16 protein-coding genes are annotated in these 15,874 nt (G+C 60.2%); 8 read left to right on the top strand and 8 right to left on the bottom strand.

Annotation, left to right across the window (positions count from 1 at the left end; translation table 11 throughout):
* The first annotated feature begins 417 nt into the window (after positions 1-417).
* Positions 418-1,734, top strand: coding sequence for an MFS transporter (locus tag CKW18_RS11225; protein WP_095188854.1), 1,317 nt, complete (start codon positions 418-420; stop codon positions 1,732-1,734).
* Between the two features lie 94 nt (positions 1,735-1,828).
* Here CKW18_RS11225 and purT read toward each other — a convergent pair whose 3' ends face one another.
* The 5 genes from purT to CKW18_RS11200 form a co-directional block, all read right to left on the bottom strand.
* Positions 1,829-3,010 (bottom strand): formate-dependent phosphoribosylglycinamide formyltransferase, encoded by a 1,182-nt coding sequence (purT, locus tag CKW18_RS11220; RefSeq protein WP_095188853.1) that lies wholly within the window; start codon positions 3,008-3,010, stop codon positions 1,829-1,831.
* Between the two features lie 100 nt (positions 3,011-3,110).
* Positions 3,111-3,578, bottom strand: a complete 468-nt coding sequence (locus tag CKW18_RS11215) for a VUT family protein (protein ID WP_016986366.1) — start codon at positions 3,576-3,578, stop codon at positions 3,111-3,113.
* A gap of 183 nt (positions 3,579-3,761) precedes the next feature.
* Positions 3,762-3,977, bottom strand: a complete 216-nt coding sequence (locus tag CKW18_RS11210) for a DUF1289 domain-containing protein (protein ID WP_095188852.1) — start codon at positions 3,975-3,977, stop codon at positions 3,762-3,764.
* A complete protein-coding gene (locus CKW18_RS11205; RefSeq protein ID WP_047538150.1) occupies positions 3,974-4,498 on the bottom strand; it encodes a gamma carbonic anhydrase family protein in 525 nt (174 codons plus the stop codon). The genes CKW18_RS11210 and CKW18_RS11205 overlap by 4 nt, the downstream gene beginning before the upstream one ends.
* 45 nt (positions 4,499-4,543) lie before the next feature.
* Positions 4,544-5,143 (bottom strand): CoA pyrophosphatase, encoded by a 600-nt coding sequence (locus tag CKW18_RS11200; protein ID WP_095188851.1) that lies wholly within the window; start codon positions 5,141-5,143, stop codon positions 4,544-4,546.
* A gap of 147 nt (positions 5,144-5,290) precedes the next feature.
* Between CKW18_RS11200 and CKW18_RS11195 the strand changes: the two genes are divergently transcribed.
* From CKW18_RS11195 to nagE, 7 genes are all read left to right on the top strand, one after another.
* Positions 5,291-5,842: an NUDIX hydrolase gene (locus tag CKW18_RS11195; RefSeq protein ID WP_095188850.1), complete on the top strand. Its 552-nt coding sequence runs from the start codon at positions 5,291-5,293 to the stop codon at positions 5,840-5,842.
* A gap of 95 nt (positions 5,843-5,937) precedes the next feature.
* A complete protein-coding gene (locus CKW18_RS11190; protein ID WP_095188849.1) occupies positions 5,938-6,453 on the top strand; it encodes a murein L,D-transpeptidase family protein in 516 nt (171 codons plus the stop codon).
* Positions 6,454-6,735: 282 nt separating this feature from the next.
* Complete coding sequence (locus CKW18_RS11185) at positions 6,736-7,467, top strand: GntR family transcriptional regulator (RefSeq protein ID WP_095188848.1); 732 nt, start codon at positions 6,736-6,738, stop codon at positions 7,465-7,467.
* A 32-nt stretch (positions 7,468-7,499) separates the two neighbouring features.
* Positions 7,500-8,606, top strand: a complete 1,107-nt coding sequence (gene nagA, locus CKW18_RS11180; RefSeq protein WP_095188847.1) for an N-acetylglucosamine-6-phosphate deacetylase — start codon at positions 7,500-7,502, stop codon at positions 8,604-8,606.
* Positions 8,587-9,609 (top strand): SIS domain-containing protein, encoded by a 1,023-nt coding sequence (locus CKW18_RS11175; RefSeq protein ID WP_095188846.1) that lies wholly within the window; start codon positions 8,587-8,589, stop codon positions 9,607-9,609. The genes nagA and CKW18_RS11175 overlap by 20 nt, the downstream gene beginning before the upstream one ends.
* A 198-nt stretch (positions 9,610-9,807) precedes the next feature.
* Positions 9,808-12,321: a phosphoenolpyruvate--protein phosphotransferase gene (gene ptsP, locus CKW18_RS11170; RefSeq protein WP_095188845.1), complete on the top strand. Its 2,514-nt coding sequence runs from the start codon at positions 9,808-9,810 to the stop codon at positions 12,319-12,321.
* Between the two features lie 23 nt (positions 12,322-12,344).
* Positions 12,345-14,060: an N-acetylglucosamine-specific PTS transporter subunit IIBC gene (gene nagE, locus CKW18_RS11165; protein ID WP_095188844.1), complete on the top strand. Its 1,716-nt coding sequence runs from the start codon at positions 12,345-12,347 to the stop codon at positions 14,058-14,060.
* A gap of 78 nt (positions 14,061-14,138) precedes the next feature.
* Here nagE and CKW18_RS11160 read toward each other — a convergent pair whose 3' ends face one another.
* The 3 genes from CKW18_RS11160 to CKW18_RS11150 form a co-directional block, all read right to left on the bottom strand.
* The gene (locus CKW18_RS11160) at positions 14,139-14,591 is read right to left on the bottom strand and encodes a hypothetical protein (RefSeq protein ID WP_095188843.1); all 453 of its coding nucleotides are present in this window, start codon (positions 14,589-14,591) and stop codon (positions 14,139-14,141) included.
* Positions 14,575-15,213 carry a DUF6036 family nucleotidyltransferase gene (locus CKW18_RS11155; protein WP_170947237.1) on the bottom strand — a complete coding sequence of 213 codons (639 nt, stop codon included), beginning with the start codon at positions 15,211-15,213 and terminating at the stop codon, positions 14,575-14,577. The genes CKW18_RS11160 and CKW18_RS11155 overlap by 17 nt, the downstream gene beginning before the upstream one ends.
* 260 nt (positions 15,214-15,473) lie before the next feature.
* Positions 15,474-15,833: a DUF6124 family protein gene (locus tag CKW18_RS11150; protein WP_095188842.1), complete on the bottom strand. Its 360-nt coding sequence runs from the start codon at positions 15,831-15,833 to the stop codon at positions 15,474-15,476.
* Positions 15,834-15,874 lie beyond the last annotated feature (41 nt).

Genomic DNA, 15,874 nt, shown 5'->3' with positions numbered 1-15,874 from the left:
CCGTGCGGACCACTCTCCTACTCGGGTGCTGTCACACCAGTGCTAATGACGGTCTCTGCCCCGCGCGCGCTCTTCTACTCTAGCCCCAGTTTGCTGCGCGACAGCGCGGCGTCGAAGACGGGGCGGCCCCTCCTACAGGGGAACGCATTCCAAATGCAGGAGCTGCCGAAGGTTCGGGCCGCGTTCGGACGATCTTTTGCTCTTGTTCAATTGTTAGCCTCCTTCCTATAATCGAGGCGCTTACCCAAGCGCCGCCGAACCTCGTGCTTACCCCGCACCCGAGAGGCATCGGCCATTTCCGCTGCACTCCGGCGACTGTTCCTACTCGAAACAGCGACCGCTCCTCACCCCACATCCCTGGGTGTTCGACCATAATAATTCGCTCCAACGGAGCTCATGACTGTCAGGGATCACCGCATGACAACCAGTACTGCTTACAGCGAAACCGCGCCTGCCCAGCCGACCAATTCCGCCACTCGCGTCGCCACGGCGAGCTTCATCGGCACCGCAATCGAGTTCTACGACTTCTACGTTTATGCCACGGCCGCCGCACTGGTGATTGGGCCGGTGTTCTTCCCGCAGACCTCCGGCACCGCGCAGATGCTCTCGGCGTTTCTCACCTTTGGCATTGCCTTTCTTGCCCGCCCGTTAGGCTCGGCGCTGTTCGGTCACTTCGGTGATCGCATCGGGCGCAAGTCCACGCTGGTTGCCTCGCTGCTGCTGATGGGCGTCTGCACCACGCTGATTGGCGTGCTGCCGGGTTATGCCAGCATTGGCGCCTGGGCGCCGATTCTGCTGTGCGTGCTGCGTTTCGGTCAGGGCCTGGGATTGGGCGGCGAATGGGGTGGAGCCGCGTTGCTGGCCACGGAAAACGCGCCCAAGGGCAAGCGCGCCTGGTTCGGCATGTTCCCGCAGCTCGGCCCTTCGATTGGCTTTCTCGCGGCTAACGGCCTGTTCCTGACATTGGCCATGACGCTGAGCGACGAGCAGTTCCGCAGTTGGGGCTGGCGGATTCCTTTCCTGCTCAGCGCGGCACTGGTGATGGTCGGCCTGTATGTACGCCTGAAACTCCACGAAACACCGGTATTCGCCAATGCCATCGCCCGCCAGCAACGAGTGAAAGTGCCGCTGGTCGAGGTGTTCAGTCAGTACTGGGCGCCAACCCTGTTGGGCGCGGCGGCGATGGTGGTGTGCTATGCGCTGTTTTATATCTCGACTGTGTTTTCCCTGAGCTACGGCGTGTCCACTCTGGGTTACAGGCGTGAGACGTTCCTTGGCCTGCTGTGCTTTGCCGTGCTGTTCATGGCGGCCGCGACACCCCTGTCGGCCTGGGCCAGTGACCGTTACGGGCGCAAACCGGTGCTGATCGTCGGCGGCGTATTGGCGATTCTGTCCGGGTTTCTGATGGAGCCGTTGCTGACTCAGGGCTCGACCTGGGGCGTGGCGCTGTTTCTGTGCATTGAGTTGTTCTTGATGGGCGTGACCTTTGCGCCAATGGGCGCGCTACTGCCGGAGCTGTTTCCGACTCACGTGCGTTATACCGGCGCATCGGCAGCCTACAACCTCGGCGGCATTGTCGGAGCCTCGGCAGCGCCGTTCTTTGCGCAGAAACTGGTGGCGATGGGCGGTTTGAGTTATGTCGGGGGGTATGTTTCGGGAGCGGCGGTGATCAGCTTGATCGCAGTGCTGTGCTTGAAGGAAACGCGTAATAACGATCTGAATCAGATTGCCTGACAGAAGATCAAAAGCTTCGCGAGCAGGCTCGCTCCCACATTTGGAATGCATTTCCCAGTGGGAGCGAGCCTGCTCGCGAATGCCGCGCCTCGGTTTACAGCTCTACAACAACAGCCTGAGCAGCGCGAGTTGCCTTGGCCCGAGCAGCCTCAATCGACTCATCCCGCGCCAGCGCCACGCCCATACGACGCTGGCCATTCACTTCCGGCTTGCCGAACAGACGCAGCGCCGCATCCGGCTCGCTCAGCGCAGCACCCAGGTTGGCGAATGCGGTTTGATTCGACTGACCTTCCACCAGAATAACCGCCGAAGCCGATGGCCCGAACTGACGAATCAACGGCACCGGCAGGCCAAGAATGGCGCGTGCGTGCAAGGCGAACTGCGACAGATCCTGGGAAATCAGCGTGACCAGACCGGTGTCATGCGGACGCGGCGAGACTTCGCTGAACCACACCTGATCACCCTTGATGAACAACTCGACGCCAAACAGACCACGACCACCCAATGCTTCGGTGACAGCCTTGGCAACACGCTCGGACTCAGCCAGTGCAATCGGGCTCATGGCTTGTGGCTGCCAGGATTCCTGATAGTCGCCCTTCTCCTGACGGTGACCGACCGGCGCACAGAACGTGGTGCCGCCGATGTGGCGCACGGTCAGCAGGGTGATTTCATAGTCGAAATCGATGAAGCCTTCGATGATCACTCGGCCTTTACCCGCGCGGCCGCCCTCTTGGGCGTAGTCCCAGGCTTTCTGCACGTCATCATTGCTGCGCAGCAGGCTCTGGCCCTTGCCCGACGAACTCATCACCGGCTTCACGACACAGGGGAAGCCCAAGTCCTGAACGGCTTTGCTGTAGTCCTCGAAGGTGTCGGCAAAGTGGTACGGCGAGGTCGGCAGATCCAGCTCTTCAGCGGCCAGACGACGGATGCCTTCGCGGTTCATGGTTAACTGCGCAGCACGGGCAGTCGGAATCACGGTGAAGCCTTCGGCTTCCAGTTCGACCAGGGTGGCGGTGGCGATGGCTTCGATTTCCGGCACGATGAAGTGCGGTTTCTCGGCCTCGATGACTGCACGCAGGGCCGCGCCGTCGAGCATGTTGATCACATGGCTGCGATGGGCGACTTGCATGGCCGGCGCGTTCGCGTAACGGTCGACGGCAATCACCTCAACGCCCAGGCGTTGCAGCTCGATTACCACTTCCTTGCCCAACTCACCACAGCCACACAGCAATACGCGGGTCGCGGTTGGCGACAATGGAGTTCCGATACGGGTCATCTCAGGTCCTCAAAGAAGCGGATCATCGAGGAAAGCAACGCGATGCGCGCTTTCCATGGGGAGAAAGCGCGGCATTTTACATGAACCCGGGGGTTTGGCTTCAGCCGGCGACGGCCTGTTTGCGCTCGCGCCAGGCCATGATCAGCCAGACGGCGGTGACACCGGCAAACTTGGAGGCCAGCGCGGTGATGATTACCGGTGGCGTCAGCAGGTCGATCATGCCGAAAAAGATGAAGGTATCGAGGGGAATGCTCAGCGCCGAACTGATCCACAAGCGGTCGCGCAACGGTCGTTTGGTGATGCTGAACACCAGCCAGTCGATGCACTCGGAGACCGCGAATGCGGTGGCGCTGGCCAGTGCAATGGACGGATCGGAGGTAACGTAAGACAGCACCAGTGCCGCCAGCATCGCCACGATTGCGCCATGGCCGAAGCGGGTTTGAACCATGTCGCGCAGCACGAACACCAGACCGCCCCAGGCCGACCAGATGATGTCCAGGTGTGGCGCGGTGGAGAAAGCGAAGTTGATGAGTACAACGCTGCTGATGTAGGCGATGAGGAAAATCATGGGGGCGACCTGTCAGATTGGCGCACAGGTTACTTCAGGGATTGTTTTGGGCCAATAAGAAGTCGAGGCGGTGCCGGCCTTTTCGCGAGCAAGCCCGCTCCCACATTGGATCTACAGTGAACACAGATTTTGTGTATGCAATAGATCCAGTGTGGGAGCGGGCTTGCTCGCGAAGGCGCCCTGTCAGGCGCCGGATTTCCCGGGGATCATCCACACCAACCCACTAGCCTTCGCCCGCTCATGACACAAACCCAGCACCACGCGGCGCTCGTCATTGGTCATCCGGCCCCAGCGCGTAATCTCCTCGACCGTGCGCTGGCAGCCAGTGCAAACGTCGTCCTCATCCAGCGCACAAATATTCACACAGGGCGAAGCGACAGGTCTTTCGGGCGTGTTCATTCTTCTTGCTCGACCAGATCACGCGCATAACGCTGGGCGTTGTGCACATAGTGCGCGGCGCTGGCTTCGAGCATCTTCTTCTGTGGCTCGGTCAATTCCCGCACGACCTTGCCCGGCGAACCCATCACCAGCGAACCGTCCGGGATTTCCTTGCCCTCACCAATCAGCGAGTTGGCGCCGATGATGCAGTTCTTGCCAATCTTCGCGCCGTTCAGAATCACCGCATTAATGCCGATCAGGCTGTAGTCGCCGACCGTACAGCCATGCAGCATGGCGTTGTGGCCGATGGTCACGCCGGTGCCGATGGTCAGCGGATAACCCATGTCGGTGTGCATCACCGTGCCGTCCTGGACGTTGCTGTTCTTGCCGATCAGGATCAGTTCGTTGTCGCCGCGCAGCACGGCGTTGAACCAGACGTTGGCGCCCTCCTCCAGTTTGACCTTGCCTACCAGCACGGCATTGGGGGCGACCCAGCTCTGCGGGTGGGTCTCGACACGGGCGTCGCCCAAGCGGTATTTCATCTTGTTTTCCTCAGGGCTCACGGTGATGGCCATTCGAACGATGGCTTAGGTGTTAATAAAGCTTTTAGGCGGAGTATGCAGACTGATCTTGGCGTCATAGAGCAGATTGATCAACTCGACGATCATGATGGCGGTCAGGCCCCAGATCTTGAAATCGCCGTAGCGATAGCTCGGCACGTACCAACTGCGACCTTGATAGTCGATGCGATGGGTGTGTTCGCGAGGGTCTTTGCGGAAGAATTCCAGCGGCACGCTGAACACTGCGGCGATTTCCGCGTCGTTGGGCTGGTACTCGACGAAATCGGGGATCACGCCGACATAAGGGGTGACTTTGATGCCGTGCAGGGAGATCAACGGGCTGAGCGGGCCGATCACTTCGACCAGTCCCGGTGGCAGGCCGATCTCTTCTTCGGCTTCGCGCAGGGCGGTGAAGATCAGATCCGGGTCTTCGGGATCGCGACGTCCACCGGGAAAGGCGACTTCGCCGCCGTGGGTCGAGAGCCCGCTGGCACGCAGGGTCAGCACCAGTTCCGGCTCGTCACTGCGGGTGATCGGCACCAGAACGGCGGCCTCGGGGAAACGGGTGTCGGTCTCCAGCGTGCGCGGTGTGTGGTTGCTTACCCTATGCAGTAGCTCGTCCAGCATGAGTGTTCTCGATCTGTGCCTTACCCTGCATCATGCACCAATCATTGCGAGCGCCCAAGCCCCCGAATCTCGCCGTGTCGCGAAACGACAACTTGCCGACCGACACCGCTGCACGCCAAGATAGGCGCAGCCTTCAGGAACCCAAGCATGAAATTTTGCAGCCAGTGCGGTAACCCGGTGACCCAGCGCATTCCCGAGGGCGACTCGCGACTGCGATTTGTCTGTGATAGCTGTCAGACCATTCACTATCAGAACCCCAATATCGTCGCCGGCTGTGTCGCGACCTGGGGCACTAAAGTGCTGCTCTGTCGCCGCGCCATCGAGCCACGCCTCGGCTATTGGACGCTGCCCGCCGGTTTCATGGAGAACGGCGAGACCATCGAACAGGCCGCGACCCGCGAAACCGCCGAGGAAGCCTGCGCCCGGGTGCGCAACCTGAGCATCTATACCCTGATCGATGTGCCGCACATCAGTCAGGTGCATGTGTTCTTCCGCGCCGAACTGGTCGATCTGGATTTTGCCGCCGGCCCCGAGAGCCTGGAAGTACAACTATTCGACGAAGCCGACATCCCGTGGGACGAGCTGGCTTTCCGCACGGTGGGGCGTACCTTAGAATGCTTCTTCGCTGACCGGCGTATCGAGACTTATCCGGTTCGTTCGGAATCGATCCCGCCGTTGGTGCAGCCGGTCATTATTTGATCGGGCGATGGCACCGGCTAGAAGATCAAAAGATCGCAGCCTGCGGTAGCTCATACATAAAACCTGTTTGCGTCACTCCTTGGGGAATCGTTTCAATGCGCTGGTTGCTTGCCCTGTTCTGCCTGTCGTTCGTCACGGTCTCGCAAGCGTCATTCGTGACCACCGTGACGCCGTCGAAAACGCCTCTGATCGAGAAAGTTCTGGTGCTCAAATCCGCCCATCAACTGCAGTTGATCGTCGACGGCAAGCCACTCAAGACCTATCGCATTTCCTTGGGCAAGGGTGCGAAAAAAGGGCCGAAACTGATCGAGGGCGACAAACGCACACCAGAAGGTTTCTATTGGATCGACTGGCGTAAAGTCAGCGAAAAATTCAATCTGGCGATGCACATCTCCTACCCGAACATCAGCGACTCCGCCCGCGCCCGGCGTGAAGGCGTCGAACCTGGGGGGATGATCATGATCCACGGCACCCCCGACACCGAGGACACTCCCGAAGACCTGTTCCACACACTGGACTGGACCGACGGCTGCATCGCCATGCGCAACATGGACATGCGCGAAGTCTGGGGCCTGGTGCCGGATGGCACGATGATCGAGATTCGCCCTTAGTCCCTGACCACTGGTCACCTGCAAAAAATAAATCAAAAGATCGCAGCCTGCGGCAGCGCCTACAGAGGTGATACCACTTCCCACTGTAGGAGCTGCCGAAGGCTACGATCTTTTGCTATTTAACGACCACCCTTAATACCACTTAAGACAACCACCTCAGAAAACCGCCATTTCATTAGGCCAACGGCCATTCCCCTACGTTGACATGGTATTCAAGTGGTATTAATTTCCGCCCCACAAGCGAGCCACAACAATCCAATACTCGCGCCGGAAATGACCGACATGAATGACTTCAACGTCCTACGCCCAGACGACTCCCAGCCGACGCCGCTGTACCTGCAACTGGCGCGCAACCTGGAAGCAGCGATTCATGCCGGGCAGTGGAAAGCCGAACAGGCGATGCCGTCCGAGCGCAACCTCAGCGAACAGTTGGGCATTTCCCGAGTCACCGCACGCAAAGCACTGGAAGTCCTTCTCGATCAAGGCCTGATCCGTCGCCTGCAAGGTTCCGGCACCTTCATCACGCCACGCCTGGAACAACCCCTCTCACGCCTCTCCGGCTTCAGCGAAATGCTGCGCCTCAAGGGCTTCGTGCCCAGTTCGCAATGGCTGGAGCGCGAAATCACCCTGCCGACTCACGAAGAGCTGATTCGCCTGAGCCTGTCACCAAACGACAAGGTCGCGCGCATGAAACGCCTGCGCAAAGCCGACGACACGGTGATGGCCATCGAGATGAGCACCCTGCCCGCCTCGATCATGCCCAAGCCGCAAGCGGTGGGCGATTCGCTCTACGAATACCTCGACGGCATCGGCAAACCGATCGTCCGCGCCTTGCAGCACATCCAGGCGATCAACGCCTCGGACGAGTTCGCCGCGCTGGTCGGCATCGCCCCCGGCACCGCCATGCTGCTGATGACCCGGGTCGGCTATCTGGAAGACAACACGCCGATCGAAGTCACCGACACCTATTGCCGCAACGACTACTACGACTTTGTTGCAGAGCTGCGCCGCTAACCGGGCGCAGACGTCAAACAGCGAGAACCGAAATGTCTGAAGACAACATCCTCACCGCTCAGGGCTGGGTTCGCGGCCGGCTGATTCACGAACACGGCAAAGTCGTGTCGATCGAAGGCGTGCCTTGCGATCCGGCAGACAACGATCTGCCGTATCTGCTGCCAGGCTTCATCGACCTGCACGTTCATGGCGGTGGCGGTAAGGACATCATGGAAGGCGCCAGCGCTTTCGAGACCATCACCAAGACCCACGTGCGTTTCGGCACCACCTCGCTGCTGGCCACCACCATGACCGCGCCGAGTGCCGAGATTTCCAGCGTACTCAAGGCAGTCGGCATGTTCTGCGAACAGCGCCCGGCCAACAGCGCCCGGGTCCTCGGCGTGCACCTCGAAGGCCCCTACATCAACCCCGGCAAACTCGGCGCGCAACCGAACTTCGCCCACACCGCGCTGATGGCCGAAGTCGAAGAATATCTGGCGCTGGCGCCGATCCGGGTGATCACCATCGCCCCGGAAATCGCCGGCCACGACGCTTTGATCCGTGAACTCAGCAGCCGCGGTATCCGCATGCAGATCGGCCACACCCTCGGCAGTTACGAAGAAGGCGTCGCCGCCCTCGACGCCGGCGCTACCAGCTTCACCCATCTCTATAACGCCATGAGCCCGCTGCATCACCGCGAACCGGGCATCGTCGGCGCGGCACTGGCCCACGCCAAGTACGCCGAGCTGATTCCGGACTTGCTCCACGTCCACCCCGGCGCCATCCGCGTGGCTCTGCGCTCGATCCCGTGCCTGTATTGCGTCACCGATTCGACCGCTGCCGCCGGCATGCCCGACGGTGAATACAAGCTCGGCAGCCACACCGTGACCAAATGCCTGGGCGGCGTGCGCCTGCCCGACGGCACGCTGGCCGGCAGCACGCTGACCATGGATCAGGCCCTGCGCAATCTGGTGAAGATCGGTTTGCCGATTGCCGAGGCTTCGCAACGTCTTTCGCAATTCCCCGCCGACTACCTCGGCATCACCGAACGCGGGCGCCTTGAACCCGGCGCCTGGGCCGACTGCGTGCGGCTCGACCGCTCACTCACACTGACCGCCGTCATGGTCGAAGGAGAAGACATTGACTTCAAAAATGCTTGAAGAGGCGCTGTCCTCGTTCGAGGCCGTGCAGGCCCAACTGCAACAACTCGACCCGCAACTGATCGAGATCGCCGGGCGCCTGCGCCGTCAGCCGCCGCAAGTGGCGATGACTGTGGCCCGTGGCAGCTCTGATCACGCGGCGAGCTACTTCGCCTACCTGACCATGCAGCAACTGGGCGTGCCGGTAGCGTCGTTGCCGATGTCGGTGGTGACCATGCAGCAGGCGCCGTTGAAGGTCAGCGGTCAGGTCGCTTTTGCCTTCTCGCAGTCGGGTCAGAGCCCGGATCTGGTCAACAGTCTGCGCCTGCTGCGCAAGCGCGGGGCGCTGAGCGTTTCCATGGTTAACGCCGCAGATTCGCCCCTGGAAGCCGCGTGTGAATTCAGCGTGCCGCTGCTCGCCGGCACCGAAAGCAGCGTCGCCGCGACCAAGAGTTTCATCGCCACCCTCAGCGCCAGCGCACGCTTGATCGCGCACTGGAAAGAGGACAACGAATTGCTCGAGGCGCACAACGCCCTGCCCGAAGGCTTGCGTGCAGCAGCGCAACAGGACTGGAGCGCGGCCATTGAGGCCCTGCGCGATTGCGAACGCTTGATGGTCATCGGCCGTGGCGCCGGTTTTGCCATCGCTCAGGAAGCGGCGTTGAAGTTCAAGGAAACCTCGGCGATCCAGGCGGAAGCCTTCAGCAGCGCCGAAGTCCGTCACGGCCCGATGGCGTTGATCGACGAACACTATCCGCTGCTGGTCTTCGCACCACGCGGCGCCGAACAGGCCGGCCTGTTGAGTCTGGCGGCGGAAATGCGTCAACGCGGCGCCCGCGTCTTGCTGGCCGCACCGGACGATGTGAGCGAACGCGATCTGACCCTGAGCCGCGCCGAGCACCCGGCCCTCGATCCGATTCTGGCGATCCAGAGCTTCTACGTGATGGCTGCAGGCCTGGCCGTGGCCCGAGGCATGGACCCAGATCAACCGCGCCACCTGAGCAAAGTGACGCGTACGCACTGATAACCAAAACGGACGACGAATCCCCCTGTAGGAGCTGCCGAAGGCTGCGATCTTTTGATCTGGTTTTTATGGATCAAGATCAACAGATCGCAGCCTTCGGCAGCTCCTACAGGGCTCAGCGAAACCGTGAGATCGCGATGCAGGCATTCAGCAACACCGTGGAATCGCGACATTCCGAACTACTGATGAGACCGAGCCATGCACAACAACAATAAAGAGCTGACCCTCAGCGCCCCGCTCAGCGGCCCGGTGCTCACGCTCGCCAAAGTCCCGGACGCGGTGTTCGCCAGCGGTGCGATGGGCGATGGCATTGCTATCGATCCACTCAACGACACCCTGTATTCGCCATGCGCCGGGGTGATCATTCACGTCGCCCGCACCGGCCACGCCCTCACCGTGCGCGCCGACAATGGCGCAGAAATCCTTCTGCACCTGGGCCTCGACACCGTTGAGCTGAACGGCGAAGGCTTCTCGATGCTGGTCAAGGAAGGTACGCGAGTCAGCAAGGGGCAGCCGCTGTTGCGCTATGACCTGGACAAGGTCGGCCAGCAGTGCAAAAGCCTGGTCAGCCTGTTGATCCTGACCAACAGCGAGGATTTTCAGGTGCGACCAATCACCCTGAAACCGGTGAAAGTCGGCGAGCCGTTGTTGCACATTGTGGCGCGCAACGCTTCTGCGGCGAATGCAGAAGAAATCGCCGGGCCTGAGGTTAACGGTCATGTGCTGGTTGCGCATCGAGGCGGTTTGCATGCGCGCCCCGCCGCATTGATTCGTCAGACGGCGCAAGGTTTCAAAAGCCAGTCGCAGCTGCACTTCGCTGGAAAATCGGCGCCGTGCAACAGCCTGATCGGGTTGATGGCGCTGGCAATCGGCGAGCAGGATGAAGTGCAAGTCAGCTGCCAGGGACCGGACGCCGAAGCCGCGCTGCAAGCGTTGCTCTGCGCATTGGCCACCGCGTTGCCCGACGATCATCACGCTAGCGCCCCGGTCAGCGCGGCACCGCGCACGCGCCCGGCCGAGGCGGGTGTACTGCATGGCGTTGGCGCTGCGCCGGGGTTGGTCGGCGGGCCGCTGTTTCGCTTGAACGCAATCAACTTGCCGGCGGATGCGGGCAATCATGATTCGCTTGAGCAACTGGAAAAACTTGAAGCCGCGTTGAATCAGGTGCGCAGCGAAATCGACGGCACCCTCGCTCAGGCGAAAAAGCACAAAAACACCGACGAAGAAGCGATCTTCGCTGCACACGTGGCGCTGCTCGAAGACCCCGCCCTGCTCGACGCCGCACAACAATCCATCGAACAAGGCGCTGCCGCGACTCACGCCTGGAGTCAGTCGATTGATGTCCAGTGCGAAGTGCTCCAGCAAACCGGCAGCACGCTGCTGGCCGAACGCGCCAACGATCTGCGCGACCTCAAACAACGCGTACTGCGCGCCCTGCTCGGCGAAGCCTGGCATTACGACGTGCCGGCCGGTGCCATCGTCGCCGCGCATGAACTGACCCCGTCGGATCTGTTGCAACTCAGCGCGCAAGGCGTCGCCGGGTTGTGCATGGCTGAGGGCGGCGCGACTTCACACGTGGCGATTCTGGCGCGGGGCAAGGGCCTGCCGTGCATGGTTGCTTTGGGCTCGGCATTGCTTGATCAGCCGCAAGGCCAAGCAGTGGTGCTCGACGCCGATAATGGTCGCCTGGAACTGACGCCAAATGCCGAACGCCTGGCCGAAGTCGAACAAGCACAAATCGACCGCCAACAACGCCGCAACGCCCAACAGGCCAAGGCGCATCTGCCGGCGGAAACACGAAACGGTGTGGCCATCGAAGTGGTCGCCAATGTCGCTTCCAGCGCTGAAGCGACGGACGCCTTTGCCAACGGCGCCGACGGTGTCGGTCTGCTGCGCACCGAATTCCTCTTCGTTGATCGCCAGACCGCGCCAGACGTCGAAGAACAGCGCGCCGCCTACCAAGCCGTGCTCGATGCCATGGGCGACAAGTCGGTGATCATCCGTACCATCGACGTCGGCGGCGACAAGCAACTCGACTATCTGCCGCTGCCCGCCGAAGCCAACCCGGTACTCGGCTTGCGCGGTATTCGCCTGGCCCAGGCCCGCCCGGAAATTCTTGATCAACAATTGCGCGCGCTGCTGCAAGTCAGCCCGTTGCAGCGTTGCCGGATCCTGTTGCCGATGGTCACCGAGGTCGACGAACTGCTGCACATTCGTCAGCGCGTCGATGCGTTGTGCAATGAAATCGGTATCACTCAGCGCCCGGAAATCGGCGTGATGATCGAAGTCCCGGCCGCCGCGTTGCAAGCCGAACAACTGGCCGAACATGCAGACTTCCTGTCCATCGGCACCAACGATCTCTCCCAATACACCCTGGCCATGGATCGCGACCACGCCGGCCTCGCCGCACGGGTCGACGCCTTGCACCCGGCGCTATTGCGCCTGATCGCCATGACCTGCGAAGGCGCGGCGCTGCACAAGCGTTGGGTCGGGGTCTGCGGTGCGTTGGCGTCCGATCCGCTGGCAACACCGGTGTTGATCGGCCTCGGCGTCACCGAACTGTCGGTGAGCCCGGTGCAGATCGGTGAAATCAAGGATCGCGTGCGCCAGTTGCACGAAGCCGAATGCCAACGCCTCGCCCGCGACCTGCTCAAGCTGAGCAGCGCTGCGGCGGTGCGTCACGCCTGTCATCAACACTGGCCTCTGCGCTAATAACAACAAGAAGGAGAACCGCCATGTACCAACTCTTCATCGAAGGCCTGCAACGCCTCGGCCGTGCGCTGATGCTGCCGATCGCGATCCTGCCGATTGCCGGTCTGCTGCTGCGTCTGGGTGACACCGACCTGCTGAACATCGCGATCATCCACGATGCCGGGCAAGTGATCTTCGCCAACCTGGCAATGATCTTCGCCATCGGCATCGCCGTCGGTTTCGCCAAGGACAATAACGGCACCGCCGGCCTGGCCGGGGTGATCGGTTATCTGGTGATGATCTCCACCCTTAAAGTGCTCGATGCGAGCATCAACATGGGCATGCTCGCCGGGATCGTCAGCGGCCTGATGGCCGGCGCGCTGTACAACCGCTTCAAGGACATCAAACTGCCCGAGTATCTGGCGTTCTTCGGTGGCCGGCGGTTTGTACCGATTGTCACCGGGTTCGCCGCAGTCGGCCTGGGCGTGGTGTTCGGCTACATCTGGCCGCCGATTCAGCACGGTATCAACAGCTTCGGCACCCTGATGATGGAAAGCGGCAGCCTCGGCGCCTTTGTCTTTGGCGTGTTCAACCGCCTGCTGATCGTCACCGGCCTGCACCACATCCTCAACAACATGGCGTGGTTCGTGTTCGGCAACTTCACTGATCCGACTACCGGCGCCTTGGTCACCGGCGACCTGTCGCGCTACTTCGCTGGCGATCCGAAAGGCGGCCAGTTCATGACCGGCATGTTCCCGATGATGATCTTCGGCCTGCCCGCCGCATGCCTGGCGATGTACCGCAACGCCCTGCCGGAACGGCGCAAGGTGATGGGCGGGATCTTCCTGTCGATGGCCCTGACTTCATTCCTGACGGGCGTGACCGAGCCGATTGAATTCGCCTTCATGTTCCTCGCGCCGCTGCTTTACCTGCTGCATGCGTTGCTGACCGGGTTGTCGATGGCGATCACCAATGCGCTGAACATCCATCTGGGCTTTACGTTTTCTGGCGGCTTTATCGACATGATTCTCGGCTGGGGCAAATCCACTAACGGTTGGATGGTGTTTCCTGTCGGCCTGGCTTACGCAGTCGTCTATTACGCCGTGTTTGATTTCTGCATCCGTCGATTCAACCTGAAGACACCCGGCCGAGAAGATGTCGCTGTCAGTGAGAAAGCCGTACTGACTGAAAACGAGCGCGCCAGTGCCTACATCAAAGCATTGGGCGGCGCTGAAAACCTGCTGACTGTTGGCGCTTGCACCACGCGATTGCGACTGGAGATGGTTGATCGTAACAAGGCCTCGGATGCCGAACTGAAAGCGCTGGGTGCGATGGCGGTTGTGCGTCCGGGTAAAGGTGGGAGTTTGCAGGTGGTGGTCGGACCGCTGGCCGACAGCATTGCTGATGAAATTCGCCTGGCGATGCCGGCGTTGGGCCGTGCTGTTATTGCCGAATCTGTTGCAGTGGTCGAGGAGCCAAAAGCCGTGATGGTAGCGGGCGCCGAGGCACAGAAATGGCTGAATGCACTGGGCGGCGGCGGCAATGTGCTGCAACTGGATTGCATTGCGATGAGCCGGATTCGGCTGCTGCTGGCGGATGGCAAGGCGTTGTCCGAGGCTCAGTTGAAAGAGCTGGGTTGTCAGGGTGTCAGCCAGCTGGAAGGTGGCGTTTGGCATTTGCTGGTGGGGGATAAGGCTGCGAGTTTGAGTGGAGCGCTTGAGGCGCTGGTCAATCGTAGCGAAGTCAGCGCCAAGGTCTGAGCCTTTACATCAGGCTCTACTCGAAACAACTGATACAAAAAACCCGGCGTTGGCCGGTTTTTTTCATGCAGCTCAAGTTCAGGACATTCTTGCGCGCTGTTCCGCCTCGTAATGCCGAGTCTGGTACGGCATGAGCGCCTGAATCTTCAAACCCAGACTTTCCGTCAAACCCCAAGCAACCGCCAACTCGTCGCGGCGATTGCGTAATAAAACAGCTGGTTGAGAAACGACGTGTTGCTTGGGTGTTTTGGCGTTGAAAAGCTCGAGTGCATGGAGCGTTTCCAACACGCGGCTATCCGATACACATGCGAAACGCGTAAATCGCTCCAGCAGATAAGCCGCTCGGCGCAGCTCGACTTCATCGCTGTGAAACTTGAGAAATGTTGATACCTCACTCTCAAGATCGGATTTTGAATACCAGACCTCTTTGGCTGCATTGACCAGCGCTGTCCCATCGGCTTGATCCAGCGGTCTTCTGACCAACGTATCCAATGCCGAAGAGAGGACATGATCATCAAGAGAGTTGGACATCTGGTTCCTCCAGGTAGTCCTGCAAGATATTGGTGAGCACTGAGGCAGGTTGCTCTTTGTTGCCAACATATACATCAATTGCTTGTAATGCCAGACACCGGAAATCACTCGCCAGAATGAAACCGGCCCTAAGAAGCGCCTTGATGTCCGCAACGTCGTGATCGGTAGCCCTGCCAAGTTTCGTAATTGCAATATCAACCGGAGCAGCAATATGAATCTGGAGCGGGGACGTCTCCGGAAACTCAATCATGGGAATACTTCGCGCCCAGTAGTCTTCATGGATCGGGCCAAAACTTGTGTTGTACTGAAGGTCGTAGTTCAGCTCCATCACTCGAGCGGAGCGTTCGTCGATAAAAGGCTCCGGAACTTGAGCAAGAAGCGCTTGAAGGTCGAACCCTGGCGGAAGGCAAGCTTCATAAATCTCCGCATCGACATCCATGGAAATACGATGATTTGTGTAGAGATGTACGGCGCAACCACCAAAGACGATGATTTTGACTGCCCCCGGATCGGCATTTTCCTGCGTCAATTCTGCTTCGACTGATTTGAACATCGAAACCAATGCCTTCCCCAAGGCAGTATTCGTGTTGATGCGGGGAGTGACTACGGGTAGCAATTCCATTTTTGAACCTCAGAGTCATGTCGATGGCTAAAGCGATGCAACTGGTTGCCCTGCTCGCTGTTTGCCAGAGACAGATCAAGGTATGGATGCAACTTCCGAGGGACAACCTGAAAGAGTGGTAGGAAAATTCCCCGGTTTGATTGCGCTCTGAAACTCGTCTGACGCCTGTTAATGCCTCATCGCTGGCAAGCCAGCTCCCACAGGGGAATGCGTTTCAACTGTGGGAGCCAGCCTGCTGGCGATGAACGGTGACACGGTCGTCAGTTTTGCGGGTCGACCCGATCCAGCGCCCTACTCACTGCCAGTTCGGCGAGCATGACGATTTGCTGGATGCCTAATACCGTGCTGCGCTGAAAACCGCTTAGCTCATTGGCGAAGTTGCTGGCGGCGGCGCTTGCGCTGGCCAATGACTCAACCGCGTGAGCGAGCAGGCTTTCGGTGTCGGCCTGGGGGCAGACCATGAACATGGTGCTCGGTCGGCGGGGCTTTGCGGGTTCGGGGCACAAGTAGAAGTCGAGGGCGCGCTTGATGGCTTCACGGTTTCGGGCCTGCTCTTCGGTGCGGAGGGCTTCTTCGAGTGGGGTTTTTGTTTCGGGTGGGTCGGGGACGGGTTTAGTCATTGCAATGATCTCTAATCAAATGATTGAAGCCATCACTGGTC

It is taken from the genome of Pseudomonas sp. Irchel 3E19 (assembly GCF_900187585.1).
Classification (GTDB): Bacteria; Pseudomonadota; Gammaproteobacteria; order Pseudomonadales; family Pseudomonadaceae; genus Aquipseudomonas; species Aquipseudomonas baetica.
Note: the sequence above shows the minus strand (reverse complement) of the source record. Positions and strands in the feature narration are given on the sequence as shown.